The sequence below is a fragment of the Paracoccus sp. DMF genome (assembly GCF_004407025.1).
Taxonomy (GTDB): domain Bacteria; phylum Pseudomonadota; class Alphaproteobacteria; order Rhodobacterales; family Rhodobacteraceae; genus Paracoccus; species Paracoccus aminovorans_B.
On record NZ_SOKV02000001.1, the window covers coordinates 42,729 to 68,595 of the forward strand.

The following is a 25,867-nucleotide window of genomic DNA, read 5'->3' on the forward strand; positions in this document are numbered from 1 at the left end:
CAGCCCATGTCCTATGTTCCCCCCGCCGACTTTGCCCGCAAGATGATCGACGCCGGCGAGGCCATGTCCGCGCGCGACACGCTGATCCGCGCCTATATGGCCGGCGCCATCCTGGCGCTGTCGGCCGCCTTCGCCGTGACCGTGACCGTCAACACCGGCGAGCCGCTGCTGGGCGCGCTGCTGTTCCCGGTCGGCTTCTGCATGCTCTACCTTCTGGGCTTCGACCTGCTCACCGGCGTCTTCACCCTGGTGCCGCTGGCGCTGATCGACCGGCGCCGCGGCGTCACCCTGCGCGGCATGCTGCGCAACTGGGGGCTGGTCTTTGCCGGCAATTTCGCCGGCGCCTTCACCGTGGCGCTGTTCATGGCGATCATCGTCACCTTCGGCTGGTCCGAGGCCCCGAACGCCGTCGGCGAAAGGATCGGCCATATCGGCGAGGGCCGCACGCTCGGCTATGCCGCCCATGGCGCGGCCGGGATGCTGACGCTGTTCGTGCGCGCCGTCATGTGCAACTGGATGGTCTCGACCGGCGTGGTGGCGGCGATGATGTCGACCAGCGTCTCGGGCAAGATCATGGCGATGTGGATGCCGATCCTGGTGTTCTTCTACATGGGGTTCGAACATTCCATCGTGAACATGTTCCTGTTCCCGGCCGGGCTGCTCCTGGGCGGCAATTTCACCATCGCCGACTACATGATCTGGAACGAGATCCCGACCGTCATCGGCAACATGGTCGGCGGCATCACCTTCGTCGGAGGGGTGATCTATGCCACGCATCACAAGACCCGGCCCGAACTGGACCGTCAGCCGGCGCCGCAAGCGCCTGCCGTCGCGGCCGAGTGACGCCATGAACATGGCAGCGCCCCGCCCCGCCATCCGCACCACCTGCGCCTATTGCGGCGTCGGCTGCGGCGTCTTGGCGACGCCGGACGGGCTGGGCGGTCTCGGCATCGCCGGCGACCCCGAGCATCCGGCGAATTTCGGCCGGCTCTGCGTCAAGGGCGCCGCGCTTGGCGAGACCGTGGCGCTGGACGGCCGGTTGCTGGCGCCGCGCATCCACGGGCGCGAGGCCGGCTGGGACGCGGCGCTGGACCTGGTCGCGCGCCGCTTTTCCGACACCATCGCCGCGCATGGCCCGGATTCCGTGGCGATGTATGTCTCGGGGCAACTGCTGACCGAGGATTACTATGTCGCGAACAAGCTGATGAAGGGCTTCATCGGCAGCGCCAATATCGACACGAACTCGCGGCTCTGCATGGCCTCCTCGGTCGCGGGCCACAGGCGGGCCTTCGGCAGCGACACCGTGCCCGGGCTCTACGAGGACCTGGAACAGGCCGATACCGTGGTGCTGGTCGGCTCGAACCTGGCCTGGTGCCATCCGGTGCTGTTCCAGCGGCTGGCGGCGGCGCGCGCGGCGCGGGGCACGCGGGTCGTCGTCATCGACCCGCGCCGCACCGCCACCTGCGACATCGCCGACCTGCATCTCGCCATCGCGCCGGGTGCGGATGCGGCGCTGTTCAACCTGCTGCTGGCGGATATCGACCGGCGCGGCCTGGTTGCCGCCGACCCTGCGGGCCTGGCCGAGGCGCTGGCCGCCGCCCGTGCCACCACCCCGGCCGCCACCGGCCTGCCGCACAGCGCCCTGCAACGCTTCCTTGACCTGTGGTGCGGTAGCGCGCGCGTCGTCACCGTCTATTCCCAGGGCATCAACCAGTCCGACTCGGGCACCGACAAGGTGAACGCGATCCTGAACTGCCACCTTGCCACCGGCCGCATCGGCCGGCCCGGCATGGGCCCGTTCAGCGTCACCGGCCAGCCGAACGCCATGGGCGGGCGCGAGGTCGGCGGCCTCGCGAACATGCTGGCCTGCCACCTCGCGCTGGAAAACCCCGCGCATCGCGCCGCGGTGCAGGGCTTCTGGGCCGCCCCGCGCATGGCCGAGAAGCCGGGCCTCAAGGCCGTGGACCTGTTCCGCGCCGTCGAGGCCGGGCGCATCAAGGCGCTGTGGATCATCTGCACCAACCCCGCCGTCACCATGCCCGAGGCGGACCGCGTGGCCCGCGCCATCGCCGGCTGCGCCTTCACCGTGGTCTCGGACCTGTTCGCGACCACCGACACGGCGCGGCTGGCGCATGTGCTGCTGCCCGCCACCGGCTGGGGCGAAAAGGACGGCACGGTGACGAATTCCGAACGCCGCATCAGCCGCCAGCGCCGCGCCCTGCCCGCCCCGGGCCAGGCCCGCGACGACTGGCGCATCCTGGCCGATGTGGCGGCGCGCATGGGCTGGGGCGCGGCTTTCGCCTGGCAAGGCCCGGCCGAGGTCTTTGCCGAGCACGCGGCGCTTTCGGGCGTGGCGGGGGCTCTGGGCAGCGATTTCGACATCTCGGACCATGCCGGCATCACGCCCGACGCCTATGAGGCGATGCAGCCCTTCCTCTGGCCGCAATCGGCGCAGAAGCGCGGCGGGCGCTTCTTCGGCGACGGGCGCTTCCACCACCCGGACGGCCGGGCGCGCATGGTCGCCGTGACCCCAGCCCTGCCCGCGCCGGACCCCGGGCATCCCTTTCGCCTGAACACCGGCCGGGTGCGCGACCATTGGCACACCATGACCCGCAGCGGCCGCGCGCCGCGGCTGTCGCGCCACCTGGCCGAGCCCTTCCTCGAACTGCACCCGCAGGATGCCGCCCGCCTGGGCCTGGAACCCGCCACCCTGGCCGAGATCGCCAATCCGCTGGGCCGCGCCATCCTGCGCGTGCTGGTGACCGACCGCGTGGCGCCCGGCCATCCCTTCGCGCCGATGCACTGGACCGGCGAGACCGCGCCCTCGGGGCGGATCGACGCGCTGGTGCCGGGGCTGGCCGATCCGGTCTCGGGCCAGCCGGCGCTGAAATCCGCCGCGGTCGCGATCCGGCCGTTCCCGGCGGCCTGGTACGGCTTCGCCGTCTCGACCCGCGCCATGGCGCCCGATTGCGACTATTGGGCCAGCGCCACCCTGCCCGACGGCTTCCAGGCCGAGCTGGCCGGGACCGCGCCGCCCGAGGACTGGGCGCAAGCCGCGCAGCGCCTGTTCGGGCTGGACGACCCGCCGCAGGTCCTGCGCGACGACAGCCGCGGCATCCTGCGGCTGGCCTTCGCGCGGCGCGGAAGGGTGCAGGCGGCGCTGTTCGTCGCGCCCGGCCCCGTCGCCCTGTCGCGCAGCCACCTGGCCGCGGCGCTTGGCAACCCCTGCGAGCCCGGCCTGCTGGCCGGCCGGCCCGGCGGCGACCGCCCCGACGGGGGCGCCGTGGTCTGCGCCTGCCTGGGCGTCGGCGTGAACACCATCCTCGACGGCATCAGGGACGGCCTCGCCTCGGTCGAGGCTATCGGCGAGGCCCTGGGGGCCGGCACCAGCTGCGGCTCGTGCCGGCCCGAACTGCGCGCGCTGCTGGCGCGCCAGCCCGCCTGAGATCAGAACGGGCTGTCAGGGTAATAGAACTTCTCGGCGTTCTCGGGCGTGATCAGCTGGCTGCCGATGATGAACCGCCCCGTCATCGGCGCGTTCGAGACGAAATGCAGCGCCGTCATCTCGATGGCCGAGGAGATCAGCGCCGGCGGATAGGTCACGTTCACCGGCAGCTGCTTGTCGCCGTCCATGATGCGCTTGACGATCTCCTTCATGCCGGCGCCGCCGATCACCCACATCTGGTCCTGGCGGTTGGCGGCGGCGATGGCTTCCAGCACGCCGACCGCCATGTCGTCGTCCGCCGCCCAGACCGCGTCGATCTGCGGGTATTTCGCCAGATAGTCCTGCATGACGTTGAAGGCGTCGTCGCGGTTCCAGTTGCCGTGCTGCATGTCCAGGATCTCGATCTCGGACCCGTCCAGCGCCTTCTGGAAGGCCTCGACCCGCTCGTTGTCCAGCGTGGTCGGGATGCCGCGCAGCACGACGATCTTGGCGCCGGGCTTCAGGTTCGCCTTGAAATATTCGCCCGCGACCCGGCCGAAGGCGGTGTTGTCGCCGGCGACATACAGGTCCTCGATCCCCTCCTGCGACAGGCCACGATCCACCACGGTTACGAACTTGCCCGCGTCCTTTACCGCCTTGACCGGCGCGGTCAGCGGCTCGGATTCAAAGGGCAGCACGACCAGCGCGTCGATGTCGCGCGTGGCCATCATGTCCTCGATGTCATTGACCTGCTTGGCGCTGTCGCCCGAGGTGGACAGCACGAATTCCAGGTTCGGATAGGCCGCGCCCAGCCGCTTGATCGTGTCCTGCGCGTGCCAGTTCAGCCCGCCCATGAAGCCATGCGTGGCCGAAGGGATGGCGACGCCGATCACCGTCTTCTCGCCCTCCTGCGCCAGCGCCGCGCTGCCCCAGGTCATCGCCAGCAGCCCCGCCACGGCGGCGCCCTGCATCAGGCTTCTGCGTTTCATGTCTTTCTCCTCCCAGAGGTCACCGCTCGCCGGCGGCATGTTTTTCCCGCTGCAACACGACAGCAAGAACGATGATGACGCCTTGGATCGCCCCGTTCAGATAGGGACTGACCAGGTTCGCCAGATTCAGGATGTTGTCGATCAGCGACAGGATCAGCACGCCCATCACCGTGCCCCAGACCCGGCCGCGCCCGCCCTTCAGCGCCGTGCCGCCGATGATGACGGCGGCGATGGCCTCAAGCTCCCACAACACGCCGGTCGAGCCCGAGGCCGAGCCCAGCCGCGGCACGTAAAGCACCACCGCCAGCCCGACCAGCAGGCCCAAGAGGACATAGGTCAAGAGCCGCACCCGGTTCACGTCGATGGCGGAATAGCGCGCCACCCGGTCGTTCGAGCCGATGGCCTCGACATGGCGGCCGAAACGGGAATGGCGCATCATCCATTCGCCCAGCAGGGCGACCAGGGCAAAGCAGATGATCGGCCAGGTGATCCAGCCGATGCCGCCGTAATAGACCGGGCGATACAGCGTCCGCAGCGCGTAATCCAGGGACAGCGTGCCGCCATCGGCCAGCCAGGTCACCAGGCTGCGAAAGATGCCCATGGTGCCCAGGGTGACGATGAAGGGCTCGATCCGCGCCTTGGTCACCAGCGCGCCGTTCAGGTATCCGGCGGCCAGCCCGCCCAGCACCGCCACCCCCATGCCGATCAGGATGGTGCCCCAATGCGTGCCCAAGGCCGGCACCAGCACGTTCATGGCGATGATGGTGATCCCGGCCAGGAAGGCCGCCATCGAGCCCACGGACAGGTCCAGCCCGCCCGCCGTGATCACGAAGGTCATGCCCACCGCGATCATGCCGATGAAGGCCGAGCGCGCCAGCACGTTGGTGATGTTCGCCGGCGCCAGGAAGGCGCTGTTCAGGCTGGCCCCCAGCACGACCAGCGCGATCAGCGCGATCAGCGGGCCCAGGGTGTGGAAGTCGATCTTTCTCATGCCGCCTCGCTCACGCCCATGGCCAGGCGCACGATATTGTCCTCGGTCAGGGCCGCGCCCTGCAATTCGCCGGCCAGCCGGCCCTCGCGCATGACCAGCACCCGGTCGGCCAGGCCGATCACCTCGGGCATCTCGCTGGAAATCACCATGACGCTCAGCCCCTGCCCCGCCAGCTGGCGGATGAAGGCATAGATCTGGCTTTTCGTGCCGACGTCGATGCCGCGCGTCGGCTCGTCGATGATCAGGATGCGCGGATCGGTCAGCATGGTCTTGGCCAGCAAGAGCTTCTGCTGGTTCCCGCCCGACAGCTTGCCCGCCACCATGTCGCGGCGCGGGGCGCGGATGTCGAAATCCTGCGTGGCGCGGTCCAGCGCCGCCTCTTCGGCGCGGCGGTCGATGCGCCAGCGGCCGAAACGCTCCAGCGCCGCCAGCGTCAGGTTCTCGCGCAGCGGCTTTTCCAAAAGCAGCCCGGCCTCCTTGCGGTCCTCGGTCAGATAGGCCAGCCCGTTGGCAAAGCCGTCGCCGGCCGAGCGGATGCCGACCGGCCGCCCGTCGATGCGGATCTCGCCGCTGGCCGGGCGCAGCCCGGCGATGCCCTCGGCCAGCTCGGTCCGGCCCGAGCCGACCAGCCCGGCCAGCCCCAGCACCTCGCCCCGGCGCAGGCTCAGGCTGACGTCATGCACCCGGCCCGGCACCGACAGGCCGCGGACCTCCAGCGCGATCTCGTCGCCGGGCCGGCCTTTCGGCGGATAGAAATCCTGCAACTCGCGCCCGACCATGGCCGTGGCCATGCCGTCCTGCGTCAGCTCGCCCCGCAGCGCCCGGCGCACGACGCGGCCGTCGCGCAGGACGGTGATGCGGTCGGCCAGATGCGCCACCTCGTCCAGCCGGTGCGAGCAGTAAAGCACCGCCACGCCCTCGGCCCGCAGCCGCTCGATCTGCGCGTAAAGCGCGCCGACCTCGCGATGGGTCAGGACTGCGCTCGGCTCGTCCATGATCAGCACGCGGGCGTTTCGGGACAGCGCCTTGGCGATCTCGACCATCTGCCGGTCCGGCACCGACAGATCGCCGACCAGCGCGTCGGGCGAAATCGGGCTGTCGAGGCGTTTCAGCAGCGCCGCCGTCGCCTGCCGCATGGCCGCGTGATCCAGCCGCCAGCCGCCGGGCTCGCGCCCCAGGAAGACATTGGCGGCCACCGTCAGGTCGCGGGCCAGGTTGAATTCCTGGTGGATGACCACGATGCCCTGCGCCTCGGCCTCGGGGCCGCTGGCAAAGCGCACCGGCCGGCCGTCCAGCAGCACCTGCCCCGAGGTCGGGTCCAGGAACCCGCCCAGCAGCTTCATGATGGTGGACTTGCCGGCGCCGTTCTCGCCGATCAGCGCATGCACCTCGCCCGGTTCCAGCGCGATGTCGATTCCGTGCAGCACCGTGACCGGGCCGAAGCTCTTGCCGACATTTTCCAGCGCCAGCACGCTCATGGCGCCACCTCGACCCAGGCGCCGCCCTGCGCGGCCGAGGCCTGGGCGGCGGCGATGAACGCCATGCCGGACAGCCCGTCCGCCAGCCCCGGCACCCGGTCGGCCGGGCCGTCATCGCCCCGGATGATCCGCGCGATGTCGCTGTAAAGATTGGCGAACCCCTCCAGATAGCCCTCGGGGTGGCCCGGCGGCGTGCGCGAGGATGCGCCGCGGTCCTGCGCCCGGGTCAGGATGCGCGCCGGCCCGTCCTTGCGGGTCAGCAGCAGCCGCTCGCAGTCCTGCAACCGCCATTCCAGCGCCGCCTCGCTGCCGAAGACCCGCAGCGACAGCCCGTTCTCCTGCCCGACCGCGACCTGGCTGGCCCAGAGCCCGCCCTTGGCCCCCGAGGCATAGCGCAGCGCCACCCGCGCGTCGTCATCGACCATGCGGCCCGGCACCATGCTGGACAGATCCGCCGAAACCTGCACCGGCACCTCGCCGGTCACGAAAGCCGCCAGCTGCCAGGCATGGGTGCCGATATCGCCCAGGGCGCCTGCGCCGGCGCGGGCCGGATCGGTGCGCCATTCCGCCTGCTTGCCCTGCGCCGCATCGGCCAGCCAGCCTTGCAGATAGTCCGCCTGCACCAGCCGCAGCTGCCCCAGCGCGCCCTCGGCCACCAGCGCCCGCGCCTCGCGCACCATCGGCAGCGCGCAATAATTATGCGTCAGGAAGAACCGCGCCCGGCTGGCCCGCGCGGCCGCGGCGATGGCTGCCGCCTGCGCGGGCGTCGCCGCCAGCGGCTTGTCGCAGATGACATGGATGCCGGCCTCCAGAAAGGCCACGGCGGGGGCGGCATGCATGTGGTTCGGGGTGACGATGGCCACCGCCTCGACCCCGTCCGGCCGCGCCGCCTCGGCCCGCGCCATCTCGGCGAAATCGGCATAGCTGCGGATGCCCAGCCCGTCCGCGCTGGCCTGCGCCCGGTCGGGGTCCGAGGACAGCGCCCCGGCGACCAGTTCGAACTGCCCGTCCATCCGCGCGGCGATGCGGTGGACGCCGCCGATGAAGGCCCCCTGCCCGCCCCCGACCATGCCCAGCCGGATGCGCGTCATAGCCCCAGCGCCCTGTCGATGGCGGCGCGGTCCACCGCGCTGGCCGCGAAATCGTCGAAGGCATGCGGCGTCACCCGGATGATGTGGTCGCGCACGAAACGCGCGCCTTCGCGGGCGCCGTCCTCGGGGTGCTTCAGCGCGCATTCCCATTCCACCACCGCCCAGCCGTCGAAGCCGTATTGCGTCAGCTTCGAGAACACGCCCTTGAAATCCACCTGCCCGTCGCCCGGGCTGCGGAAGCGCCCGGCGCGCTGCGCCCAGGGCTGGAACCCGCCATAGACGCCCTGCCGCCCGGTCGGGTTGAACTCGGCATCCTTGACGTGGAACATGCGGATGCGGTCGTGATAGATGTCGATATGCTGAAGGTAATCAAGCTGTTGCAACACGTAATGCGACGGGTCGTAGAGCAGGTTCGCGCGCGGGTGCTGGCCCAGGCGGTCCAGGAACATCTCGAAGCTCACGCCGTCATGCAGATCCTCGCCCGGGTGGATCTCATAGCAGATGTCGATGCCCTCATCCTCGGCCAGGTCCAGCAGCGGGCGCCAGCGCGCCGCCAGCGTGTCGAAGGCCGCCTCGACCAGCCCCGGCGCGCGCTGCGGCCAGGGATAGAGATAGGGCCAGGCCAGCGCGCCCGAGAACACCGCCATGCGGTCGAGACCCAGCAGCCGGCTGACCCGGATGGCGCGGGCGACCCGCGCCACCGCCCATTCCTGCCGCGCCCGGGGCTTGCCGCGCAGCGCCGGCGGCGCGAAGGCATCGAAGCCCGCGTCATAGGCCGGATGCACCGCGACCAGCTGGCCCTCCAGATGCGCCGAAAGCTCGGTCACCGCGACGCCGTTCTGCGCGGCGATGCCCAGGAATTCGTCGCGATAGCCCTGCGATTCGGCGGCGCGGTCCAGGTCCAGGATGCGGGCGTCACCCACCGGCACCTGCACGCCGGCATAGCCCAGGCCGGCCGCCCAGCGGGTGATGCCGTCCCAGCTGTCGAAGGGCGCGGCATCGCCGATGAACTGCGCCAGGAACAGTGCCGGCCCCTTGATGGTCTGCATGATCGCCCCTCTCTCCCGCCCTTCAGGCTGCACCGGCCTGCAATCGATTGCAAACATTTTCTTGCGGCGGCTTGGGCAAGCGCCTAGCCTGACGCGATGGACAATCACGCGGGGCCGCAGGGCCGGGTCAGGCTGTCGGATGTGGCACGGATGGCGGGGGTTTCGACCGCGACCGTCAGCCGGGTGCTGTCCCATCCCGACATGGTCGCCGAAGCCACCCGGCTGGCCGTGGCCCAGGCGCTGGACCGCAGCGGCTACCGGATGAACCACGCCGCCCGCAACCTGCGCAAGGGCCGCACCGGCTGCGTGGTGGCGCTGGTGCCGAACCTCGGCAACCCGTTCTTCGCCAAGATCCTCGACGGCATGGGGCGCGAGCTGGCGGCGGCGGGCTATGACCTCCTGGTCGCGGACACGCAGGACCAGGGCAGCCTGCCCGCCACGCTGCGGCGTTTCCTCGACCCGTCGCGCGCCGACGGCATCATCCTGCTGGACGGGCGCGCCTCGGCCGCGCAGCTGGCGCCGGGCCCGGACCGGCCGCCGGTGGTGCTGGCCTGCGAATGGATCGAGGATGCCGCCCTGCCCCGCGTGGTGCTGGACAACCAGCGCGGCGCGGCGCTGGCGGTGACGCATCTGCGCGCGCTGGGGCATCGCCATATCGGCGTGATCGGCGGGCCGCCGGCGAATGTGTTGCACCAGGCCCGGCTCGCCGGCACGCGAGACGCGGCGCAGGACCTGCGGCTGACGCTGTTTCCGGGCGATTTCTCGTTGCAGGCCGGGCAGGCGGCGGCGCGGCACTGGCTCGCGCTGCCGCCGGCCGAGCGTCCCGGCGCCGTCTTCGCCTTTTCGGACGAGATGGCCTGCGCCTTCATCGCCGACCTCGGCCGCGCCGGGCAGCGGGTGCCGCGGGACGTGTCGGTGGTCGGCTTCGACGATATCGAGCTGGCCTCGCATCTGCTGCCGGCGCTGACCACGATCCGCCAGCCCAAGCGCGACCTCGGCCGCAAGGCCGCGCAGGTGGTGCTGGCCGCCATCGCCGGCCACGAGGTCGCCGCCGTCACCCGGCTGGAACCGCAGCTGATGCTGCGTGAGACCACGGCGCCGCCGGGCTGAGCGGGTCCATCGCCGGCACGCGGCGCGGCCATCGTCACGATCCGGTCGCCCGCCTGATAAAACATAAAGCATTGAATAAAAATAAAAATTTTCAAGATCCGCCATTCCGGCAGCGCCACCCGCATTTTCGGCGGGGTTTCGCAGCGAAACCGGCATCTGCGATTCACTTTTGCCGGCTCATGTGCGATAGATCGGCCAAAACACCGATCGAAGCAGTATATCGCAGGGGAAACGAGATGCCAGGCAAGGACCCCCTTCCGCCCTATTTCACCATCGACCCCGCCAAGGCGGCGGAAGGCCTCTCCGAGCCGGTCGACACCGCGCGCTTCGCCAAGGCCGCCGCCTTCGCCGCCCGCGGCCGCCAGGACCTGGCCGCGCGCGGCTATGCCCCCGACGGCCGCAAGCGGCTGCGCCGCTTCTCCACCTGGGAGGTGTGCCGCTATCTGATCCCGGTGCCGGCGGCGGATTTTCGCCGCGTGCTGCGCGAATTTCCCGACCTGCCCCAGGGCCTGGGCGAAGGCCAATCGAAAGGGTTCACCGCCAATGGCGAGATCGGGCCGATCTGAAGAGCGACGAAAGGCCGAGGCCAAGGAGCAGGACGAGGCCGCGCGGAGTGGATCTCGGGGCTCGAGACCGTCAAGCGCAAGCTGGGCGTGTCGCTGTTCTATGTCCTGTCGGCCACGCCCTTTTTCCTGCGCGGATCGGGTTATGTCGAGGGCACGCTGTTCCCCTGGACGATGAGCGACCTTCCCTCATGGACGCGTTCGAATGCGGCATCGTCAGGCTGCCGCGTGTGCCGGTCGCACCTCTGGGACCATATCGGAAAGAAGCTTCCAGGAAGGGCGCTCGAGCGGCAAGACGCTGGATCCGCTCAGCCTGCCGCCGGAACTGCTTTTGGCGCTGGGTCCACTTTATGGCCATTACGAAAAGACCTTCGAGCTGCGGGAAGATGTACGGATCGGCGTCCCGCCGGTGTTCATCGTCGTCTGCAACAACACGTCACCTCGGAGTGGTCTACAAATACACCCTGCTGCGCGAGGTGATGAATACCGTCGGCCGCAAGGGCAAGCTGGGCGAGCGGGTGATGGGCCCCGCCCGCGCTGGCGAATGCCGCGCTCCACTTCGGGTCGCCGACGGTCAGCAGATCATTGAGCGAAGGGCCGCGCAGCGTACCGCGTTCGTACTTGTTCTCGGGCGGCACGGCAAGCGCCTAGGCCAGGTCCTCCTGATGCGGGCGCCGGATCGTGCCGTCGCGGCGCAGGGCGTGGTCATAGCGCGCGACGACAAGGGCGGTGCGGTCCCCTGCCCTCGCGATGCTGGCCTGCGCGGCCTCGAGACCGATCGCAGCGGCAAGGGCCAGGCAATAGGCTTGGTTCTCGTCGATACCGTCGATATCCGGATTGCCGCGCCGATCAGGAAGGGGCGTCGGCGCCGGTCGTCGAAATGCCGCGCCAGCGCCAGGGCCGGATCGTCGGTGGCGTAGCGCCGGGTCAACGGCAGCCCATTCCGCGCGAATGACGGTGCGCCAAAGGACAGTGCGCCGGCCGTGTCGCCACCGATCTCGTGCAGGATCGCGATGGTATCGCCGCGCGCGCCTAGGCGGCGCGCCAATGTGGCCAGCTGGCTTTCTTCGGGCAGCAGGTTGGCCAGCCAGGGATGCACCCGTTCCGGCGCGTGGTTGCGACGCGACAGTGGCATGGTCAGAGAAATGGGGTACGCACCCTGCGCCGTTTGCCAGCGCGGATCGTAGGCAAGGCTTGCGGCCGCCTGCCCGTCCACCGCCGCGCCGCAGCCGGACCAGCACAAGCGATTTCCAATATGTTGAAAACCAAGCTCGCGCCCCGCGCCGGAAGGCGCGATTTCCAATCCGCTGGAAAGCGCGGACATATACGCTGAGCGTATAAGAAAGCTTGCGAGTCGCGTGGACTTGCTAGATATTCACGAAAAACGCCATTCAAACGATAAAAAGCGTGAACACGCGGAGCGGGCAGATGACAGACCTTTTTGCCGAGGACCTGAACGCGGTCATCAGGCAACATTCCGAGGCGCTGGCCAAGCAGCTTCACGCCCAACGGGAATCGCTGTTCCCGCCCGATGCCACCAAGCAGATGCGCAAGTTCACCTCGGGCGAGGCGGCCGCGCTGTTGGGGGTGAACGACAGCTACCTGCGCAAGCTGCATCTGGATGGCAAGGGCCCCTCGCCCGAAACCACGGCCGGCAACCGCCGGCTCTATTCGGTGCAGGATCTGCACGACCTGCGGCAACTGCTTGAAAAGACCGCCCGAAAGCCCGGAGATTATCTGCCCGGCCGGCGCGAAGGCGACCATCTGCAGATCATCGGCGTGATGAACTTCAAGGGCGGATCCGGCAAGACCACGACCGCGGCGCATCTGGCGCAGCGGCTGGCGCTGACCGGCTATCGCGTGCTGGCCATCGACCTGGACCCGCAGGCCTCGATGACGGCACTGCACGGGGTGCAGCCCGAATTCGACCTACCCGACGGGGGCACGCTTTACGACGCGATCCGCTATGACGATCCGGCGCCGATCCAGGCGGTTATCCGCAAGACCTATATCCCCGGCCTGGACCTGATTCCCGGCAATCTCGAGCTGATGGAGTTCGAGCACGAAACGCCTCGTGCGCTGGCCCAGGGCAATGCCGGGCTGTTCTTTTTCCGGGTGCGCGATGCGCTTGCGCAGGTCGATGCCGATTATGACGTGGTGGTGATCGACTGTCCGCCGCAACTGGGTTTTCTGACCATGTCGGCGCTGTCGGCCGCGACCGGCGTGCTGGTCACCATCCACCCCGAGATGCTGGACGTGATGTCGATGAGCCAGTTCCTGCGCATGACCGCCGATCTGATGGACGTGATCGCCGACAGCGGCGCCGACATGTCGCATGACTGGATGCGCTACCTGCTGACCCGCTATGAGCCCTCGGACGCGCCGCAGAATCGCATCGTGGCCTTTTTGCGCACGATGTACGGCGACAACGTGCTGAACGCGCCGATGCTGAAATCCACCGCGATTTCCGATGCCGGCCTGACCAAGCAGACGCTTTACGAAGTGGACCGCAGCGCCTTTACCCGCTCGACCTATGACCGCGCGGTGGAAAGCCTGAATGCGGTGAACGATGAGATTGCAGCCCTGATCCAAAAGACCTGGAGGCGCGGATGAGCGAAGGCAAGAAACGCCGCATGTCGATGCTGGACAACATGACCGGCGCCGCACCGGCAGCACCCATGATGGCGAACCGGGCATTGCGCTCGGCGCGCGATGCGGTCGATACGCATCGGATCTGGGATCTGGACCCCGGGTCGATCACCGACGAGCGCAGCGCCGACCGGCTGGAGCCGGCGGATGTGGCCGATTTGCGCGCCTCGATCGAGGCGGTGGGTCAGACCGTGCCGATCCTCGTGCGCCGCGACCCGGCGCGTCCGGATCATTACCTGCTGGTCTATGGCCGCAGGCGGCTTGAGGCGGTGCGCGGATCAAGCCAAGTGGGCAAGGTGCGCGCCATGATCGCCGCTCTGGACGATCACGCGGCAGTCGTGGCCCAGGCCTCTGAAAACACGGGTCGCCGCGACCTGAGCTTCATCGAGAAGGCGCTGTTTGCCCAGGAGTTGGCGGAAAGCGGCTTCGGCAACCAGACCGAGGTCGCCGAGGTGCTGAACATGACGAAATCCGCCGTTTCCATGGCGCTTTCCGTGGCGCGGGCGGTGGGGCGCGAGCTCGCCTCGGCCATCGGCCCGGCACATGGCGTCGGGCGGCCGCGTTGGGAGGCGATGGCCAAGGACCTGCAAGCCGCCGCCCTGCCCGTCCCGGAGCTGGCGGAACTGGCGCAGCGCGCCCGCAGCCAGGCGCGGCCGGACGCTGCCGATCCCTCGGTTGCTGCGTTCGATGCGGTAAGCCTTCGTTTACGTAAGGCGGTGACGCTGCCCGGTCCACGACGCGAGACGCGCCGGCTGGCGCTGGACAAGGACAGCACCGCGAAGCTGACCCGAACCCGGGACGGTTTGCGGCTGGAGGTGCAGACCAAGGATCAGGATTGGGCGGACTGGCTTCTGGACCATGCCGGCGCCGCCCTTGAAGAGCTTCACGCCCGCTACAAGAGGCGCTGAAGAGAGCAGTCGGAAATCCTACAGGAGGCGCGGACAAGCTAAAGAAGGTTTCGAAGCTTGTGCCGCACGAGACCCGTTCGATCTTAGCACGTCCAAGGTGGTCAATCGGTGTGGCACTGCAAGTCCATCCCGTCGATAAATGGGACGTCTTGCGCGATCTGGCCATCGCAAGGACCCGTTTCTCGCTTTCGGACCGCGATCCGGCCGTGCTTCTCAGTTCCACGCCGAAGCCCGGCTTGACGATCCGGAGAAGCTGATTGCCTTCCCTCCAATGCGACGCTTTGCACGGCTGAACGGCATGCCCCTGCTCAACCATGCGGCGTCATCTGTCCCGGCTTGTCGGGGCCGGGCGGATTGCACGTCGCTGCGGCGCAGGTCTTGCTGGGGACCAGTCAGTGACTGGATGGCGCTGGTAAGGAGCGCTGAAAGGTTGCGCCCGATGATGGGAATTGCGATGCTGTCTGGCACCAGGCGGCAAGGCATATGGGCAAGATCGCAGCAGCCGATGCTGCAATGGTTTGACCAGATTCACACGCCCGCGGCCTATCTGGGGGTCTTTCAGCGAAGGCCGCAGGGCGAATTCTCGGCGGTTAAAATGATCGGCAATATTTCCTTGCAAAGTTCACAGCTGTGAACGGTCTGCCTGCTGGTCAAAGGATTTTCCATGCGCGAACCTTGGGGAAAGCTCGACCTGCCGGCGGGTGATAGCCACCACTTGATTCATCACAGCGCGGATGTCGCCGCCGTGACACACGAGCTGTTGCTGTTGCCGGCAAGCTGGCACCCGCCTTTCAGGCCAAGGGCTGGCCGGCCGGCCATGGCATCACGCCGCGCGATCACCTGCGCTGCGGATGGCGCTGGTTGAAGCAGGAGGAGCCTGACGATTGCCTGGATGGCAACGCCGTGCATATCGTCCGCTGGCCTGGGATCGAGGAATGGTTCAAGGTGCTGTTCGCCCATCACGGGCAGCCCATCGCTGAACCGCCCGAAAGCTGGGCGACGGCGGCGTTCAACGATCCCATCGATTACAGCTGGAAAGCGTCCGAGCGCCAGATGGGGCGGGCGATGTCCCGAAATTGCCGCGGCCGCCCCACCCGAGCCGGTTCCGCGGCTGGCCCATCATTTTGCGGGCTTGCTGGCGCTGGCCTGGTCGAGGCCAAGGCGTCCAAGGGCATGACCGGCGACCCCTGGGCGCCGGTCCATGTCTCTGAGACCAAGGCGCTGACGCTGGGCGAGCGGGGCTGGACCTACAAGCTGATTTGCGAACTCCATTTCAGCGGCACCTGGGGTCGTCCCCTGCTGGCCGAGCCGGGCGGGACGAAGGGGCGGCCGACATGCTGCTGATCGCCGAGGCCTTTGCCCTCGGCAATTCCAAGACGGACGGCTTCAAGTCGCGGGTCATCCCGGTGCCCAAGGCGGTCAGAAAGACCATGCTGGGCAGCGAGGCGGTCGAACTGGCGGCCGGAATGTCGTCCACACGCGGCTGATGCGCGACTTGGCCTCGGCGGCGCGGGCCGAGTTCGAACGTGCCGCGCCGGGCACCCTCTGCGCCTCGATCATGCGGCCGCGGGCCGTGGCACGGGGCAGGGCGGCGCTGAACCGGGGCATCGCCGCGATCTTCAGGGAATCCGACATGACAGAGGTCGAACATGCCTGAGCCTAGACTCCGTGGACACCTGCGCGTGCGCCATCGCCGCCGCCCTTGTTGCTGCCGACAGCGGCGAACGGGCCGCAGCCCGCCGCATGGGCCCCGGGGGCAGCGCATTCTTCTGGCGCCTGGTCACCCGCCACGGCATCACCCTCGGCGAAGAAGACAAATGGCGCCGCATCACCAAGCTGTTGGCGCTGCTGACCCCCGCCAGCGCGACCGAGGCCCGGCACCGGGCCGGGCGGAAATTCGGCGCCGTGCTGGCCGATGGCGGCGCGGAAACGGCGCGGCTGGACGAGGCCGCCCTGTCGGAACAGCGCCTGGCCCGGCTGCTGGCCGCGCGCGGTCCGGCGCGGCTGGAAGCCATCGAGCGCGCCATCCGCGCCCTGGCCCGCCAGCAACCCTGCATCGACGCGCCCAACTCGGCCTGGGCCGTCCTGCGTGAGGATGGGCGCGATCTTGCGCGCGACTATTACGCCCGGCTTGACCGCCGATCCGAACAAAAGCCCGAGGATACCGATGACTGACCCCCCTTTCCTGCAGGCCCATTTCCTGGCCCCCTATACTGCCGTGCTGCTGGACCGCGACGATGCCGGGCTGGCCAAGCGCCTGCCCTATGGCGGGCATCTGCGCACCCGCGTCAGCTCGCAATGCCTCAAGCGGCATTGGCGGCTGGCGGACGATCCGCATGCGCTCGACCGGATCGACGGCGCGGATGGCCGAGGTGTTCGGCCCCGCCGCGCTGCAACCCTTCCGCCTGCTGGTGGCGCCGCGCGCCCAGACGGGCACGCTTTATGCCTATGCCGCCCACCGGCCGAGGCGCTGCGCCGCGATGCTGCCGCGGTGATCGGCCCATCGCACGCCGGAGTGGTGGCGCTGGACAGTTTGCGCTCGCTGCCGCGCCCCGGCCGATGGCTGGCGCGACGGGCAGCGGCTGGGCTTTGACTTGCGCTTGCGCCCGGTGATGCGATTGGCTTCGGCCATCACCGGCACGGCCTTTGCCAAGGGCGCCGAGATCGACGCCTTTCTGGCCGAGGCCCTGCGCGACGACAGCGCCCGCCCGCGCGAGGCCGGGCCCTGGACGGTCCCGACGCGATCATCCAGGAAACGCTGACCGTGATCGATCCCGCCGGCTTTGCCGATCTGCTGGCGGGATCGGCCGGCATCGCAGCTCTGGCTATGGCATGCTGCTGCTGCGCCCGCCGCAAAGGGTCTGACCCATGCTGAAGGGCCGGCTTGGGCTCGACAGCGCCAAGGTGCCACATGCGGACCGGGCAGGGTGCCTGTATCTGGCGCGCGGAGCGCTGACCGCCCGCGGCGGCACGCTGGCCTTTCTGCAAGGCGCCCCGGAGGCAGGCGATGCCCTGAGCGCGGGCGACTATGCCATCCCCTTGCAGGCCTGCTGATGGTCGAGCTGCCGCTGGACCAGATCGACGAGGCGGCCATGATCCGCGACCGCTTGACGACGAGCGAGGAGGCGATCTTGGAGTTGCGCCAGTCCACCGCGGCGCATGGACTGCGGTTGCCGATCGAGGTCTTCGAACTGGAAAAGCCGGGCAGGGCGGGCCAGCGCTACGGGCTGCTTTCGGGCTATCGCCGCCTGCTGGCGGTGCGGGGGCTGAGGGAGCTGACCCAGGCGGAAAAATACAGCAATATCCGTGGCTTGATCCGTCCCCGCGCCTCCAGCGGTGGCGCCTTCGTCTCGATGATCGAGGAGAATGAGGTCCGCGAGGAGTTGAGCCATTTCGAACGTGGCCGCATCGCGGTCATCGCCGCCGGCCAGGGCGCCTTTGCCAATACCGAGGAGGCGGTCGAGTGGCTGTTCGCCAGCGGCTCCAAGGCCAAGCGATCCAAGATCCGCTCTTTCGCGCTGATCTTCGAGGAATTGGGCGACATGCTGCAATTTCCCGAAGGCCTGACCGAACGGCGCGGGCTGCAACTGGCGATGGCGCTGCGCCGAGGGGCCGAGACGCCGCTGCGGGACGCGCTGTCGCGCCATGCCCCGGACCATGCCGATGCCGAATGGTCGGTCATCGAGCCGGTGATCCGCAGCCTGGACGAGGCCCCGCGCGATGCCCGCCGGGGCGGCCGGCCCCGGACCACGGCGCCGTTGCGCTATGGCTGGATCGACGACAAGACCCTGCGCATCTCGAGCGGCATCACTATTCACCGCGCCACCGACAGCAAGGGGCATATCCTGCACCTGGAGGGCGAGGCGTTGAACTCGGAGCTGATGGACAGCCTGATGCTGCATATCCAGTCGCTGCTGGAACGATAAGCCAGGCGGCGCCGGCGGCGGCGCTTGGCGGTTCCGGTTGAAATGCCAGCCCGCCATGCCGGGCATGGCGAAGAGGGCAGGGGACGCGGCCCTTGGGCAGGCTGTTCCAGGCCGGCTGGGGATAGCCGGCGAGATGGGTCGGCATCGTGTCGAACTTGGAGACGCGGGCGATGACCCGGAATGGCCGCTTCACGGGCTTTTGCCGATGCATCTCGCGCACGCGCGTCGTCGCCGATGTGCATGGATAAGCGCCGACCCCGGTGATCCGGCATCGGGCAGCCATTGCAGCGCGAGACACCGCATCGCCACGGGGCGGCCTCATCCAGCGCCTGCGGCGGGCACAGAACTGCGGCCACCTCTCCCGAGCGGCATGTTGGAGAAGATTATGCCATTTTTCGGTCAATCTTTAGCATCGCCCGGCCCATTAATTACGACTATTGTTATCGTTTTTAATGAAGGGAATTGCGATGCTGCAGGGCAGGATCACCACGGAACCCGCCGAAGTCGGGATCGCCGCGCGCTGGCCGATAGCTTCGGCACCCTGGCCGCGCAGGACGACCGCCAAGGCGCCTTTCCCTTGCGCCAGATCGAGGCGCTGCATGGCGCGGGGCTGCTGGCGCTGACCGCGCCGCGCGCGCAGGGCGGCAGGGGCGCGGGGCTGGAACTGACCGCCCGCGTCATCGCCGAGATCGGCCGCGGCGATCCGGCGGTGGCGCTGATCCTGGTCATGCAATACGCCCATCTCGCGCTGCTGGATGACGGGCGCTGGCCGCGTCACCTGGCCGGGGCGGTCATGCGCTCGGCCGTCGAGGAGGGCGCGCTGATCAATGCGCTGCGGGTCGAGCCGGACCTGGGCACGCCCCTGCGCGGCGGCCTGCCCGCGACCACGGCGCGGCGCAGCGGCGATGGCTGGCGGCTTTCGGGCAGCAAGATCTATTCGACCGGCAGCGAGGGCTTGCGCTGGGGCATCGTCTGGGCCCGCACCGACGAGGCCGAGCCGCGCGTCGGCCAGTTCCTGGTGGCGATCGGTGCCAAGGGTGTCGAGATCGTGCCGACTTGGGACAGCCTGGGCCTGCGCGCCTCACCGAAATCCCAAGCCTGCGCGTCGCATCGCGGCCCAGCCAGGCGCCGGCGGCACCCGAGAGGTTGGTGCGGCTGACCCCGGCCTCGGCGCGGCCGCGGCAGCTGCCGAGCTGGCTGCGCCGCGCCTCGGGGCCGGTGGCGCTGGTGGCGCTGTGGCACCTGGCCTCGGTCAGCGGCGTGCTGCCGTCCGAGGTGCTGGCCGGGCCGGCCACGGTGCTGGAAAGCGCGGCCAAGCTGATCCGGACCGGCGAATTGCAGGACGCCATCCTGGTGTCGCTGCGGCGCGCGATGACCGGGCTTGCCATCGGCGGCAGCATCGGCGTGGCGCTGGCGGTGATCGCGGGCCTGACCCGGCTGGGCGAGGATCTGGTCGATGCGCCGATGCAGATGCTGCGCACGGTCCCGAACGTGGCGCTGATCCCGCTCTTGATCATCTGGTTCGGCATCGGCGAGGCGCCCAAGGTGGCGCTGATCGCGCTGGCCACGGCCTTTCCGCTGTATCTGAACGTCTATGCCGGCATCCGCGGCGTCGACCAGTCGCTGGTCGAGGCCGGGCGCACCCTTGGCCTGTCGCGCTGGGGGCTGGTCTGGCATGTCATCCTGCCCGGCGCCCTGCCGAATGCGCTGGTCGGCCTGCGCTATTCGCTGGGCATCGCCTGGCTGGCGCTGGTCTTTGGCGAACAGATCAACGCCACGGCGGGGGTGGGCTATCTGATGGCCAATGCCCGCGAATTCTTCCAGACCGACGTGATCGTGGTCTGCCTTGTGGTCTATGCCCTGCTCGGCCTTGTGGTCGATCTGGTCGTGCGCACGCTTGAAAGGATCTTCCTGGCATGGCGACCCAGCTTCACCGGAGCCTGAACACCGCCGCCGCCGTCGATGTGCGCGGATTGAGCCGCAGCTTCGGCGACCGGCGGGTGATCGACAACCTGGACCTGACCATCCGGCCGGGCGAGTTCGTCGCGCTGCTGGGCGCCTCGGGCTGCGGCAAGTCCACGCTGCTGCGCATCCTGGGCGATCTCGCCCCCGACTTCCAGGGCGAGGTGGTGGTGCCCGCCCGCCGCGCCATCGCGTTCCAGGCGCCGCGGCTGATGCCGTGGAAACGGGTCTGGCACAATGTCCTGCTGGGCCTGCCGGGGCGGCCGCATCGCCGGCTGGCCGAGCGGGCGCTGGCCGAGGTCGGCATCGGCCATCGCGCCGACCAGTGGCCCAAGGTGCTGTCCGGCGGCGAGGCGCAGCGCGCCGCGCTGGCCCGCGCCCTGGTGCGCGATCCCGACCTGCTGCTGCTCGACGAGCCCTTCGCGGCCTTGGACGCGCTGACCCGGATCAAGGCGCAGGCCCTGGTGGCCGAGCTGTGGCAGCGCCACGGTTGCGCCGTGCTGCTGGTTACCCATGACGTCGAAGAGGCGATCCTGCTGGCCGACCGGGTGCTGGTCATGCGCGACGGCGTCATCGCCCATCACCAGGAGATCGCGCTGGCCCGGCCGCGCGACGTGGCCGATCCGGACTTCGCCCGCATCCGCGGCAGCCTGCTGGACTGGCTGGGCGTCCGGCACGGCTCCGCCCAGCACGGGGCGGTGCATTGAGCGGCGGCGGCTTCACGGCGGGGCCGGGGCATCGGTGCGTCGCGCGCGAGGCGCGGCGCAGCAACGAAAAAGCAAGGAGAGGCAGATGCCCCATGACCACGGCCATCATCACGGCCACGATCACGGCCACGACCACGACCACGACCGCGACGCGGCGCCGCGCTGGAAATACGACGGCGTGCGGGTGATCAAGGGCGACCAGTTGGACGCCAATACCGCGCAGACCCCGGGCATGTTCCGGGAGGCCGCGATCAACCATGCCCGGGTCGGTGCGCAGCGGATCTGGGCCGGCACCGTCGCCATCGAGCCCGATGCCAAGACCGGCGTGCATCACCACGGCGCGCTGGAAAGCGTGATCTATGTCCTGCGCGGCAAGGCGCGGCTGCGCTGGGGCGAGCGGCTGGAATTCGTCGCCGACGCCGGCCCCGGCGATTTCATCTATGTGCCGCCTTATGTCCCGCATCAGGAGATCAACGCCGATCCCGAGCAGGTGCTGGAATGCGTCCTGGTCCGCTCGGACAATGAGGCGGTGGTGGTCAATATCACCGATGTCGATCCGGTCGAGCCGCCCGAATCCGTCTATTGGGTCGATCCGATCCACGCAGCCCCGAAAACCTGAAGGAGACACCATGTCCAACCGCATTTCCGCCGCCGAACTGCCCGCCGATCTGGCCGGGATCGACCTGCTGATCGACGTCCGCGCGCCCAAGGGCCGGGCCGAGAACGGCGAGATCGCCGGCGCGCTGATCCTGCCCAAGCCTCTGGTCGAGCCGGTGTTTTCCGGACCGCTGGCCGCGGTGCCGCGCGACGCGCGCATCGTCGTCTTCTGCGGCTCGGTCAATGGCTCGGGTCCGGTGGTCCAGACGCTGGCCGGGCTGGGCTTCACCAATGTCGCCGATGTCGATGGCGGTTACGCCGCCGTCAGGGAACGGGGTATCGCCTGATGCGGCTCTTGTCTTGCAAGACGGCTGGCGCGGCGCTGCGCCTGGCCGCGGTGCCCCTGCTGCTTTTCTGGCCCGGCGCCGCCCTGGCGCATGGCGGTCCTTTGCCGGATGGCGGTTTCATCTCGGGGCTGATGCATCCGCTGCTTGGTTGGGACCATGTCGCGGCGATGGTGGCGGTCGGCCTGTGGGCCGCCACGCTGGGCGCCGGCGCCGCGCCGGTCCTGCTGGCGGCCTTTCCGCTGGCCATGGTCGCGGGCGGCGTCGCCGGCCGCCTCGGGCTGGCGCTGCCCATGGTCGAGGCGGGCATCGCGGCCTCGTCGGTGGTGATCGGCGTCGCCCTGCTGCTGGCGCTGCGGCCTCCGGTCTGGCTGGCGGGGCTGGTGGTGGCGGGCTTTGCCGCCTTCCATGGCCGTGCCCATGGCGCCGAGATGCCGGCCTCGGGACATCTGGCGCTTTACGCGACGGGCTTCGTCTTGAGCACGCTCTTGCTGCATGGCGGCGGGCTTGCTCTTGGGCTGCTGGCGCATCGCCCCGCTGTCTGCCGCGTGATCGGGGCAGGCATTGCGGCCGGCGGGGCCGGGGCGCTGCTTTTCCCCTAGGTCGGCGGCGGCCCTGCCCCGAGAAGGGCAGGGTGAAGGGCGACCTCGCCAGCCGCCCGCCAAGCCCGAAGGTCAGAACCCGGCCAGTGCCCCGCCGTCCACGGCCACCGTCTGGCCGGTGATATAGGCGGCGGCGTCCGAGGCCAGGAAGACGCAGGTCCAGCCGACATCCTCGACCTCGCCGATGCGGCCCATCTGGATCCGGCCAAGCGCCTTGGCCTTGCGCGCCGGATCGGCGCCGGTCGCCCCGCGATACAGCGGCGTGTCGATCCAGCCCGGCGCGATGCCGTTCACCCGCACGTTCTGGCCGGCGAACTCGGCCGAAAGCGCGCGCACGACGCCCAGCAGCGCGGTCTTGGCGACCGTGTAGCCCATCACATAGGGCAGCCCCATGTAGGAGGCCATCGAGGCGGTGAAGATGACCGCGCCGCCGCCGGTTTCCGCCTGCCGGGCGATGATCGGGCGCGAGAACTCCAGCGCGCCGCGCAGATGCACGTCCACGACCGCGTCGATGTCCTGATGGGTCGTCTCAAGGAACGGCTTGCGGATCGTGTTCCCGGCGTTGTTCACCAGGATGTCGATCTTGCCGTGCCGCTCCAGGATCGCCTTCGCGGCCGCGTCGAGCGCGGCGATGTCGGCCAGGTCCACGGTCTCGACCTTGGCGCCGGGGATGCGGCCGGCCGCCTGTTCCAGCACGTCCCTGCGGCGGCCGACCAGGATGACTTCGGCGCCGGCGGCGGCCATGGCGGCGGCCATCGCCTCGCCCAGGCCGGAGCCGCCGCCCGTCACCAGCGCGCGCTTGCCCTCCAGGCTGAAAGCCCGCTTGAAGCTGTCGTTCATAGTGCCACCATCACCTTGAGATTGTCGCGATTGTCGTTCCAATAGGGGAATGCCTGATCCGCCTGCGAGAAGGGGAAGGTCTTCGAGATCAGCAGGTCCGCGCTGCCGCCGATCTTTTCGAGATGGGCGATCACGTCGCGGAAATCCTGCATCGTCGCATTGCGCGAGCCCAGGATGTCCAGTTCCTTGAGATTGAAGAAGGCGGTGTCGTAGCTGACCGGCGCCTTGGAATAGCCGACATAGACCACGCGCCCGGCATAACCCGCCAGCGTGATGCATTGGGTGAAGGTGGCGGGCGTGCCCACCGCCTCGAAAACCACGTCCGCGCCCAGGCCGCCGGTCAGTTCCGCGACGGAGGCCTCGACGTCCTGCTCGGCCGGGTTCAGCGTGACCGCCGCGCCGAACTGGCGGGCCAGGTCCAGCTTCTGCGCGCTCATGTCCACGGCGACGACCCGGGCACCTCGCGCCACCGCGCCGATCAGCACGCCCATGCCGATCATGCCGCAGCCCAGCACCACCACCGTATCGTCGGCGCCGACCTGGCCGCGCGCGACGGCATGGAAGCCGACCGCGAGGGGTTCGACCAGCGCCAAGTGCTGCGGCGCCAGGGTGTCGTTCAGGATGATCTTTTCCGCCGGCACGACGATCTCGGGCGTCAGGCCGCCCTGCTGCTGCACGCCCAGCGTCTTGTTGTAGCGGCAGGCGTTGAGCCGGCCCTTGCGGCAGGACGAGCATTCGCCGCAATTGGTATAGGGCACCACCACCACCCGGCGGCTGGCGGCGTATTCGGCCGGAACTTCCGCGCCCGCCTCGATGATCTCGCCGCCGATCTCATGGCCGGGCACGCGCGGCAGGGTCACCAGCGGGTTGAGCCCGCGCCAGGAATTGAAATCCGTGCCGCAGAGCCCGACATGGCGCACCCGCACCCGAACGTCCTTCGGCCCCATCTCGGGCACGGCGATCTCGCCGATGACCGTATGGCCTTCCTTCTCGATGATAAGCGCCTTCATGTAATTCTCCATTCCGGGCGGAAGCTGAACTGGATGTGGCCGTCGGGCAAAGCGCCGCCTCAGCCGTTGCGCGCGGCGGCCTGGTAAGCCGCTATGATGCGGCGCGCGCGTGTGCCGACCTCGCCGGCCGACAGGCCGGGGCGGAACAGGTTCGAGCCGATCCCGAAGGCCGAGACGCCCGCCGCGAGATAGCGGGCGAAATTCTCTTCGCCGACGCCGCCCACCGCCGCGATGGTGGTATCGGGCGGCAGGATGGCGCGGATCGCCGCGATCCCGGACGGGCCCAGCACGCTGGCCGGGAATAACTTCAGCGCCGAGGCGCCCAGCCGCAGCGCCCGCAGCGCCTCGGTCGGGGTCAGGACGCCGGGCATCGTCACCATGCCGAAGCCGACGGCCGCCTTCATCACGTCGTCGTCGATATTGGGCGAGACCAGCAGCCGACCGCCGGCGTCATGCAGGCGCGCGACCTCTTCGGCGCGGGTGACGGTGCCGGCGCCGATCAGCACGCCCTCCGGCGCCAGCCGCGCCGCGATCTCGATCGAGCGGAAGGCGTCGGGCGAGTTCAGCGGCACCTCGATGGCCTGCAGGCCGGCATCCAGCAGTTCCTGGGTGACGGCCTCGGCCTCGTCGGGACGGATGCCGCGCAGGATGGCGACGATGGGCAGGGACAGGGCAGGAAAGGGCATGGGCGGCACTCCGGTTTGCGTGGTCATGGCCAGATCCGGCCGGCGGCGAGGGTCAGGCCGGCAAGGACCGCCCGGTCGGCGTCCTCGACGGCGAAGGCAATGCCGAGCAGCTCGAAAGCCTCGATGTAAAGATCGGCGAGCCGGCCCGAGGCGAGGATGCGGACGGGCGATCCGCCGGTCCCCTGCGCCAACCCGGCCGCGATCTCGGCGCCGATCAGGATGCCGGAAATCCGGTCCCGCGCGGCATCGGCATCGGCCCCGAACAGCAATTGCCGGCCGCGCACCTCGAACAACCGGCTGGACCAGCCGGCCGGCGCGGCGAAGGTCTCGGCGACCCCGGCCCGGAAGGCGGCGTGGACGCGCCGGCCTTGGGCGCCCTCGACCGCGTGTTTCAGCAGCGTCGCGCTGGTCAGGGCCTGGAAAATTTCGCCGGTCATATGCGTCGAGAAACCGGCCAGCACCGTCCCCTGAAGCCGCACCCATTTCGAATGCGTGCCGGGCATCACCACCGTCAGCGCCTCGTCGTCGCGCGCAAGGCCCAGAAGTTGGGTTTCCTCGCCCCGGATGACGTCGGGATGATCGGCGTCGCGCTGTGCCACGCCGGGCAGGATGCGGATGTCGCGGGCCGGATGCGCGACGCGGATGGCGCGCGTCGCCAGATCGTCCAGGGCGGCGGGGCAGTCGAGATAGCCGGCCTCGACCCAGCCCTGGCGCGCGCCGGCCATGCCGCAGATGACGGTGCCCAGCCCCTCGGGGGCCTGCATCGCGGCCAGATGGCCGTCGAGGATTTCGCGAAAGCCCGTCTCGCGGGCCACGGTCATGCCTTGGGCGCTGCGGCGTTCGGCAAGGACCCGGCCGGCCGCATCGACAAGCCAGGCGCGGAAGCTGCTGGTGCCCCAATCGACCGCCGCGAAACGGGGGGTGCTGTGAATGGCCATGAT

31 protein-coding genes and 3 pseudogenes are annotated in these 25,867 nt (G+C 69.4%); 23 read left to right on the forward strand and 11 right to left on the reverse strand.

What is annotated here, in order from left to right; all coding sequences use genetic code 11:
* Positions 1 to 6: 6 nt before the first annotated feature.
* Both E3D03_RS00215 and E3D03_RS00220 read left to right on the forward strand, forming a co-directional pair.
* Entirely contained in the window at positions 7 to 843 is an 837-nt protein-coding gene (locus E3D03_RS00215; protein ID WP_263565286.1) for a formate/nitrite transporter family protein, read from the forward strand.
* A gap of 4 nt (positions 844 to 847) precedes the next feature.
* A complete protein-coding gene (locus E3D03_RS00220) occupies positions 848 to 3,445 on the forward strand; it encodes a nitrate reductase (RefSeq protein ID WP_263565456.1) in 2,598 nt (865 codons plus the stop codon).
* 2 nt (positions 3,446 to 3,447) lie between these two features.
* Here E3D03_RS00220 and E3D03_RS00225 read toward each other — a convergent pair whose 3' ends face one another.
* From E3D03_RS00225 to E3D03_RS00245, 5 genes are read right to left on the reverse strand one after another with little or no spacing between them, the layout of a single operon-like run.
* Complete coding sequence (locus E3D03_RS00225) at positions 3,448 to 4,413, reverse strand: ABC transporter substrate-binding protein (protein ID WP_263565287.1); 966 nt, start codon at positions 4,411 to 4,413, stop codon at positions 3,448 to 3,450.
* Positions 4,414 to 4,432: 19 nt separating this feature from the next.
* Positions 4,433 to 5,404, reverse strand: a complete 972-nt coding sequence (locus E3D03_RS00230) for an ABC transporter permease (protein ID WP_263565288.1) — start codon at positions 5,402 to 5,404, stop codon at positions 4,433 to 4,435.
* On the reverse strand, positions 5,401 to 6,882 hold the full coding sequence (locus E3D03_RS00235) for a sugar ABC transporter ATP-binding protein (protein ID WP_263565289.1): 1,482 nt from the start codon (positions 6,880 to 6,882) through the stop codon (positions 5,401 to 5,403). The genes E3D03_RS00230 and E3D03_RS00235 overlap by 4 nt, the downstream gene beginning before the upstream one ends.
* Complete coding sequence (locus E3D03_RS00240; RefSeq protein ID WP_263565290.1) at positions 6,879 to 7,973, reverse strand: Gfo/Idh/MocA family protein; 1,095 nt, start codon at positions 7,971 to 7,973, stop codon at positions 6,879 to 6,881. Before E3D03_RS00240 ends, E3D03_RS00235 begins: the two co-directional genes overlap by 4 nt.
* Positions 7,970 to 9,022, reverse strand: coding sequence for a sugar phosphate isomerase/epimerase family protein (locus tag E3D03_RS00245; RefSeq protein ID WP_263565291.1), 1,053 nt, complete (start codon positions 9,020 to 9,022; stop codon positions 7,970 to 7,972). The genes E3D03_RS00240 and E3D03_RS00245 overlap by 4 nt, the downstream gene beginning before the upstream one ends.
* A gap of 96 nt (positions 9,023 to 9,118) precedes the next feature.
* On the opposite strand from E3D03_RS00245, the gene E3D03_RS00250 reads away from it, so the two are divergent.
* From E3D03_RS00250 to E3D03_RS00260, 4 genes and pseudogenes are all read left to right on the forward strand, one after another.
* Complete coding sequence (locus E3D03_RS00250) at positions 9,119 to 10,132, forward strand: LacI family DNA-binding transcriptional regulator (RefSeq protein ID WP_263565292.1); 1,014 nt, start codon at positions 9,119 to 9,121, stop codon at positions 10,130 to 10,132.
* Positions 10,133 to 10,368: 236 nt separating this feature from the next.
* A pseudogene (locus tag E3D03_RS00255) lies at positions 10,369 to 10,671 on the forward strand (ATPase); the annotation flags it as partial.
* A gap of 37 nt (positions 10,672 to 10,708) precedes the next feature.
* A pseudogene (locus tag E3D03_RS21360) lies at positions 10,709 to 11,134 on the forward strand (restriction endonuclease); the annotation flags it as partial.
* 7 nt (positions 11,135 to 11,141) lie between these two features.
* Complete coding sequence (locus E3D03_RS00260) at positions 11,142 to 11,615, forward strand: hypothetical protein (RefSeq protein WP_263565293.1); 474 nt, start codon at positions 11,142 to 11,144, stop codon at positions 11,613 to 11,615.
* 56 nt (positions 11,616 to 11,671) lie between these two features.
* Here the strand turns inward: E3D03_RS00260 and E3D03_RS21365 are convergent.
* A pseudogene (locus E3D03_RS21365) lies at positions 11,672 to 12,019 on the reverse strand (HipA N-terminal domain-containing protein); the annotation flags it as partial.
* Between the two features lie 104 nt (positions 12,020 to 12,123).
* Here E3D03_RS21365 and repA point away from each other — a divergent pair.
* The 11 genes from repA to E3D03_RS00315 all read left to right on the forward strand — a co-directional run bounded on the left by repA (position 12,124) and on the right by E3D03_RS00315 (position 18,178).
* Positions 12,124 to 13,308: a plasmid partitioning protein RepA gene (gene repA, locus E3D03_RS00265; RefSeq protein ID WP_263565294.1), complete on the forward strand. Its 1,185-nt coding sequence runs from the start codon at positions 12,124 to 12,126 to the stop codon at positions 13,306 to 13,308.
* Positions 13,305 to 14,252, forward strand: a complete 948-nt coding sequence (gene repB / locus E3D03_RS00270) for a plasmid partitioning protein RepB (RefSeq protein WP_263565295.1) — start codon at positions 13,305 to 13,307, stop codon at positions 14,250 to 14,252. The genes repA and repB overlap by 4 nt, the downstream gene beginning before the upstream one ends.
* Positions 14,253 to 14,691: 439 nt before the next feature.
* Entirely contained in the window at positions 14,692 to 14,886 is a 195-nt protein-coding gene (locus tag E3D03_RS00275) for a hypothetical protein (RefSeq protein ID WP_263565296.1), read from the forward strand.
* Positions 14,887 to 15,029: 143 nt separating this feature from the next.
* On the forward strand, positions 15,030 to 15,596 hold the full coding sequence (locus tag E3D03_RS00280; RefSeq protein WP_411969775.1) for a hypothetical protein: 567 nt from the start codon (positions 15,030 to 15,032) through the stop codon (positions 15,594 to 15,596).
* Complete coding sequence (locus E3D03_RS00285; protein ID WP_263565298.1) at positions 15,587 to 15,739, forward strand: hypothetical protein; 153 nt, start codon at positions 15,587 to 15,589, stop codon at positions 15,737 to 15,739. Before E3D03_RS00280 ends, E3D03_RS00285 begins: the two co-directional genes overlap by 10 nt.
* On the forward strand, positions 15,739 to 15,909 hold the full coding sequence (locus tag E3D03_RS00290; RefSeq protein WP_263565299.1) for a hypothetical protein: 171 nt from the start codon (positions 15,739 to 15,741) through the stop codon (positions 15,907 to 15,909). The genes E3D03_RS00285 and E3D03_RS00290 overlap by 1 nt, the downstream gene beginning before the upstream one ends.
* A gap of 11 nt (positions 15,910 to 15,920) precedes the next feature.
* Positions 15,921 to 16,427 carry a hypothetical protein gene (locus E3D03_RS00295; protein ID WP_263565300.1) on the forward strand — a complete coding sequence of 169 codons (507 nt, stop codon included), beginning with the start codon at positions 15,921 to 15,923 and terminating at the stop codon, positions 16,425 to 16,427.
* Positions 16,420 to 16,845 carry a type I-E CRISPR-associated protein Cas7/Cse4/CasC gene (locus E3D03_RS00300; protein WP_263565301.1) on the forward strand — a complete coding sequence of 142 codons (426 nt, stop codon included), beginning with the start codon at positions 16,420 to 16,422 and terminating at the stop codon, positions 16,843 to 16,845. The genes E3D03_RS00295 and E3D03_RS00300 overlap by 8 nt, the downstream gene beginning before the upstream one ends.
* A gap of 25 nt (positions 16,846 to 16,870) precedes the next feature.
* Positions 16,871 to 17,014, forward strand: coding sequence for a hypothetical protein (locus tag E3D03_RS00305; protein ID WP_263565302.1), 144 nt, complete (start codon positions 16,871 to 16,873; stop codon positions 17,012 to 17,014).
* Positions 17,015 to 17,120: 106 nt separating this feature from the next.
* On the forward strand, positions 17,121 to 17,306 hold the full coding sequence (locus tag E3D03_RS00310; protein WP_263565303.1) for a hypothetical protein: 186 nt from the start codon (positions 17,121 to 17,123) through the stop codon (positions 17,304 to 17,306).
* Positions 17,306 to 18,178 carry a ParB N-terminal domain-containing protein gene (locus E3D03_RS00315; RefSeq protein WP_263565304.1) on the forward strand — a complete coding sequence of 291 codons (873 nt, stop codon included), beginning with the start codon at positions 17,306 to 17,308 and terminating at the stop codon, positions 18,176 to 18,178. The genes E3D03_RS00310 and E3D03_RS00315 overlap by 1 nt, the downstream gene beginning before the upstream one ends.
* Before the next feature lie 424 nt (positions 18,179 to 18,602).
* On the opposite strand, the gene E3D03_RS00320 is transcribed toward E3D03_RS00315, so the two are convergent.
* Positions 18,603 to 18,743: a hypothetical protein gene (locus E3D03_RS00320; RefSeq protein ID WP_263565460.1), complete on the reverse strand. Its 141-nt coding sequence runs from the start codon at positions 18,741 to 18,743 to the stop codon at positions 18,603 to 18,605.
* Here E3D03_RS00320 and E3D03_RS00325 point away from each other — a divergent pair.
* From E3D03_RS00325 to E3D03_RS00350, 6 genes are all read left to right on the forward strand, one after another.
* A complete protein-coding gene (locus E3D03_RS00325; protein ID WP_263565457.1) occupies positions 18,720 to 19,337 on the forward strand; it encodes an acyl-CoA dehydrogenase family protein in 618 nt (205 codons plus the stop codon). The two genes, E3D03_RS00320 and E3D03_RS00325, sit on opposite strands and share 24 nt — an antisense overlap.
* Positions 19,328 to 20,122, forward strand: a complete 795-nt coding sequence (locus tag E3D03_RS00330) for an ABC transporter permease subunit (protein WP_263565305.1) — start codon at positions 19,328 to 19,330, stop codon at positions 20,120 to 20,122. The genes E3D03_RS00325 and E3D03_RS00330 overlap by 10 nt, the downstream gene beginning before the upstream one ends.
* The gene (locus tag E3D03_RS00335) at positions 20,095 to 20,847 is read left to right on the forward strand and encodes an ABC transporter ATP-binding protein (RefSeq protein ID WP_263565306.1); all 753 of its coding nucleotides are present in this window, start codon (positions 20,095 to 20,097) and stop codon (positions 20,845 to 20,847) included. The genes E3D03_RS00330 and E3D03_RS00335 overlap by 28 nt, the downstream gene beginning before the upstream one ends.
* Before the next feature lie 85 nt (positions 20,848 to 20,932).
* Positions 20,933 to 21,466 carry a cupin domain-containing protein gene (locus tag E3D03_RS00340; protein WP_263565307.1) on the forward strand — a complete coding sequence of 178 codons (534 nt, stop codon included), beginning with the start codon at positions 20,933 to 20,935 and terminating at the stop codon, positions 21,464 to 21,466.
* Positions 21,467 to 21,476: 10 nt separating this feature from the next.
* Positions 21,477 to 21,791, forward strand: coding sequence for a rhodanese-like domain-containing protein (locus tag E3D03_RS00345; protein WP_263565308.1), 315 nt, complete (start codon positions 21,477 to 21,479; stop codon positions 21,789 to 21,791).
* A complete protein-coding gene (locus tag E3D03_RS00350; RefSeq protein ID WP_263565309.1) occupies positions 21,791 to 22,390 on the forward strand; it encodes a HupE/UreJ family protein in 600 nt (199 codons plus the stop codon). Before E3D03_RS00345 ends, E3D03_RS00350 begins: the two co-directional genes overlap by 1 nt.
* A gap of 72 nt (positions 22,391 to 22,462) precedes the next feature.
* Here E3D03_RS00350 and E3D03_RS00355 read toward each other — a convergent pair whose 3' ends face one another.
* Genes E3D03_RS00355 through E3D03_RS00370 form a run of 4 tightly spaced genes read right to left on the reverse strand, consistent with a single transcriptional unit; the run spans position 22,463 to position 25,864 of the window.
* Positions 22,463 to 23,230 carry an SDR family NAD(P)-dependent oxidoreductase gene (locus tag E3D03_RS00355; protein ID WP_263565310.1) on the reverse strand — a complete coding sequence of 256 codons (768 nt, stop codon included), beginning with the start codon at positions 23,228 to 23,230 and terminating at the stop codon, positions 22,463 to 22,465.
* On the reverse strand, positions 23,227 to 24,240 hold the full coding sequence (locus E3D03_RS00360; protein WP_263565311.1) for a zinc-binding alcohol dehydrogenase family protein: 1,014 nt from the start codon (positions 24,238 to 24,240) through the stop codon (positions 23,227 to 23,229). The genes E3D03_RS00355 and E3D03_RS00360 overlap by 4 nt, the downstream gene beginning before the upstream one ends.
* A gap of 59 nt (positions 24,241 to 24,299) precedes the next feature.
* Positions 24,300 to 24,953, reverse strand: a complete 654-nt coding sequence (locus E3D03_RS00365; protein ID WP_263565312.1) for a 2-dehydro-3-deoxy-6-phosphogalactonate aldolase — start codon at positions 24,951 to 24,953, stop codon at positions 24,300 to 24,302.
* A complete protein-coding gene (locus E3D03_RS00370) occupies positions 24,950 to 25,864 on the reverse strand; it encodes a 2-dehydro-3-deoxygalactonokinase (RefSeq protein ID WP_263565313.1) in 915 nt (304 codons plus the stop codon). Before E3D03_RS00370 ends, E3D03_RS00365 begins: the two co-directional genes overlap by 4 nt.
* Positions 25,865 to 25,867: the final 3 nt, after the last annotated feature.

What these genes read in the sequence shown, in the direction of transcription:
- E3D03_RS00215 (WP_263565286.1), top strand. Translation starts at nt 7, where the DNA reads ATGTCCTATGTTCCCCCCGCCGACTTTGCCCGCAAGATGATCGACGCC.
- E3D03_RS00220 (WP_263565456.1), top strand. Translation starts at nt 848, where the DNA reads ATGAACATGGCAGCGCCCCGCCCCGCCATCCGCACCACCTGCGCCTAT.
- E3D03_RS00225 (WP_263565287.1), bottom strand. Translation starts at nt 4,413, where the DNA reads ATGAAACGCAGAAGCCTGATGCAGGGCGCCGCCGTGGCGGGGCTGCTG.
- E3D03_RS00230 (WP_263565288.1), bottom strand. Translation starts at nt 5,404, where the DNA reads ATGAGAAAGATCGACTTCCACACCCTGGGCCCGCTGATCGCGCTGATC.
- E3D03_RS00235 (WP_263565289.1), bottom strand. Translation starts at nt 6,882, where the DNA reads ATGAGCGTGCTGGCGCTGGAAAATGTCGGCAAGAGCTTCGGCCCGGTC.
- E3D03_RS00240 (WP_263565290.1), bottom strand. Translation starts at nt 7,973, where the DNA reads ATGACGCGCATCCGGCTGGGCATGGTCGGGGGCGGGCAGGGGGCCTTC.
- E3D03_RS00245 (WP_263565291.1), bottom strand. Translation starts at nt 9,022, where the DNA reads ATGCAGACCATCAAGGGGCCGGCACTGTTCCTGGCGCAGTTCATCGGC.
- E3D03_RS00250 (WP_263565292.1), top strand. Translation starts at nt 9,119, where the DNA reads ATGGACAATCACGCGGGGCCGCAGGGCCGGGTCAGGCTGTCGGATGTG.
- repA (WP_263565294.1), top strand. Translation starts at nt 12,124, where the DNA reads ATGACAGACCTTTTTGCCGAGGACCTGAACGCGGTCATCAGGCAACAT.
- repB (WP_263565295.1), top strand. Translation starts at nt 13,305, where the DNA reads ATGAGCGAAGGCAAGAAACGCCGCATGTCGATGCTGGACAACATGACC.
- E3D03_RS00275 (WP_263565296.1), top strand. Translation starts at nt 14,692, where the DNA reads ATGATGGGAATTGCGATGCTGTCTGGCACCAGGCGGCAAGGCATATGG.
- E3D03_RS00285 (WP_263565298.1), top strand. Translation starts at nt 15,587, where the DNA reads ATGCTGCTGATCGCCGAGGCCTTTGCCCTCGGCAATTCCAAGACGGAC.
- E3D03_RS00290 (WP_263565299.1), top strand. Translation starts at nt 15,739, where the DNA reads ATGCGCGACTTGGCCTCGGCGGCGCGGGCCGAGTTCGAACGTGCCGCG.
- E3D03_RS00300 (WP_263565301.1), top strand. Translation starts at nt 16,420, where the DNA reads ATGACTGACCCCCCTTTCCTGCAGGCCCATTTCCTGGCCCCCTATACT.
- E3D03_RS00310 (WP_263565303.1), top strand. Translation starts at nt 17,121, where the DNA reads ATGCTGAAGGGCCGGCTTGGGCTCGACAGCGCCAAGGTGCCACATGCG.
- E3D03_RS00315 (WP_263565304.1), top strand. Translation starts at nt 17,306, where the DNA reads ATGGTCGAGCTGCCGCTGGACCAGATCGACGAGGCGGCCATGATCCGC.
- E3D03_RS00335 (WP_263565306.1), top strand. Translation starts at nt 20,095, where the DNA reads ATGGCGACCCAGCTTCACCGGAGCCTGAACACCGCCGCCGCCGTCGAT.
- E3D03_RS00340 (WP_263565307.1), top strand. Translation starts at nt 20,933, where the DNA reads ATGCCCCATGACCACGGCCATCATCACGGCCACGATCACGGCCACGAC.
- E3D03_RS00345 (WP_263565308.1), top strand. Translation starts at nt 21,477, where the DNA reads ATGTCCAACCGCATTTCCGCCGCCGAACTGCCCGCCGATCTGGCCGGG.
- E3D03_RS00350 (WP_263565309.1), top strand. Translation starts at nt 21,791, where the DNA reads ATGCGGCTCTTGTCTTGCAAGACGGCTGGCGCGGCGCTGCGCCTGGCC.
- E3D03_RS00355 (WP_263565310.1), bottom strand. Translation starts at nt 23,230, where the DNA reads ATGAACGACAGCTTCAAGCGGGCTTTCAGCCTGGAGGGCAAGCGCGCG.
- E3D03_RS00360 (WP_263565311.1), bottom strand. Translation starts at nt 24,240, where the DNA reads ATGAAGGCGCTTATCATCGAGAAGGAAGGCCATACGGTCATCGGCGAG.
- E3D03_RS00365 (WP_263565312.1), bottom strand. Translation starts at nt 24,953, where the DNA reads ATGACCACGCAAACCGGAGTGCCGCCCATGCCCTTTCCTGCCCTGTCC.
- E3D03_RS00370 (WP_263565313.1), bottom strand. Translation starts at nt 25,864, where the DNA reads ATGGCCATTCACAGCACCCCCCGTTTCGCGGCGGTCGATTGGGGCACC.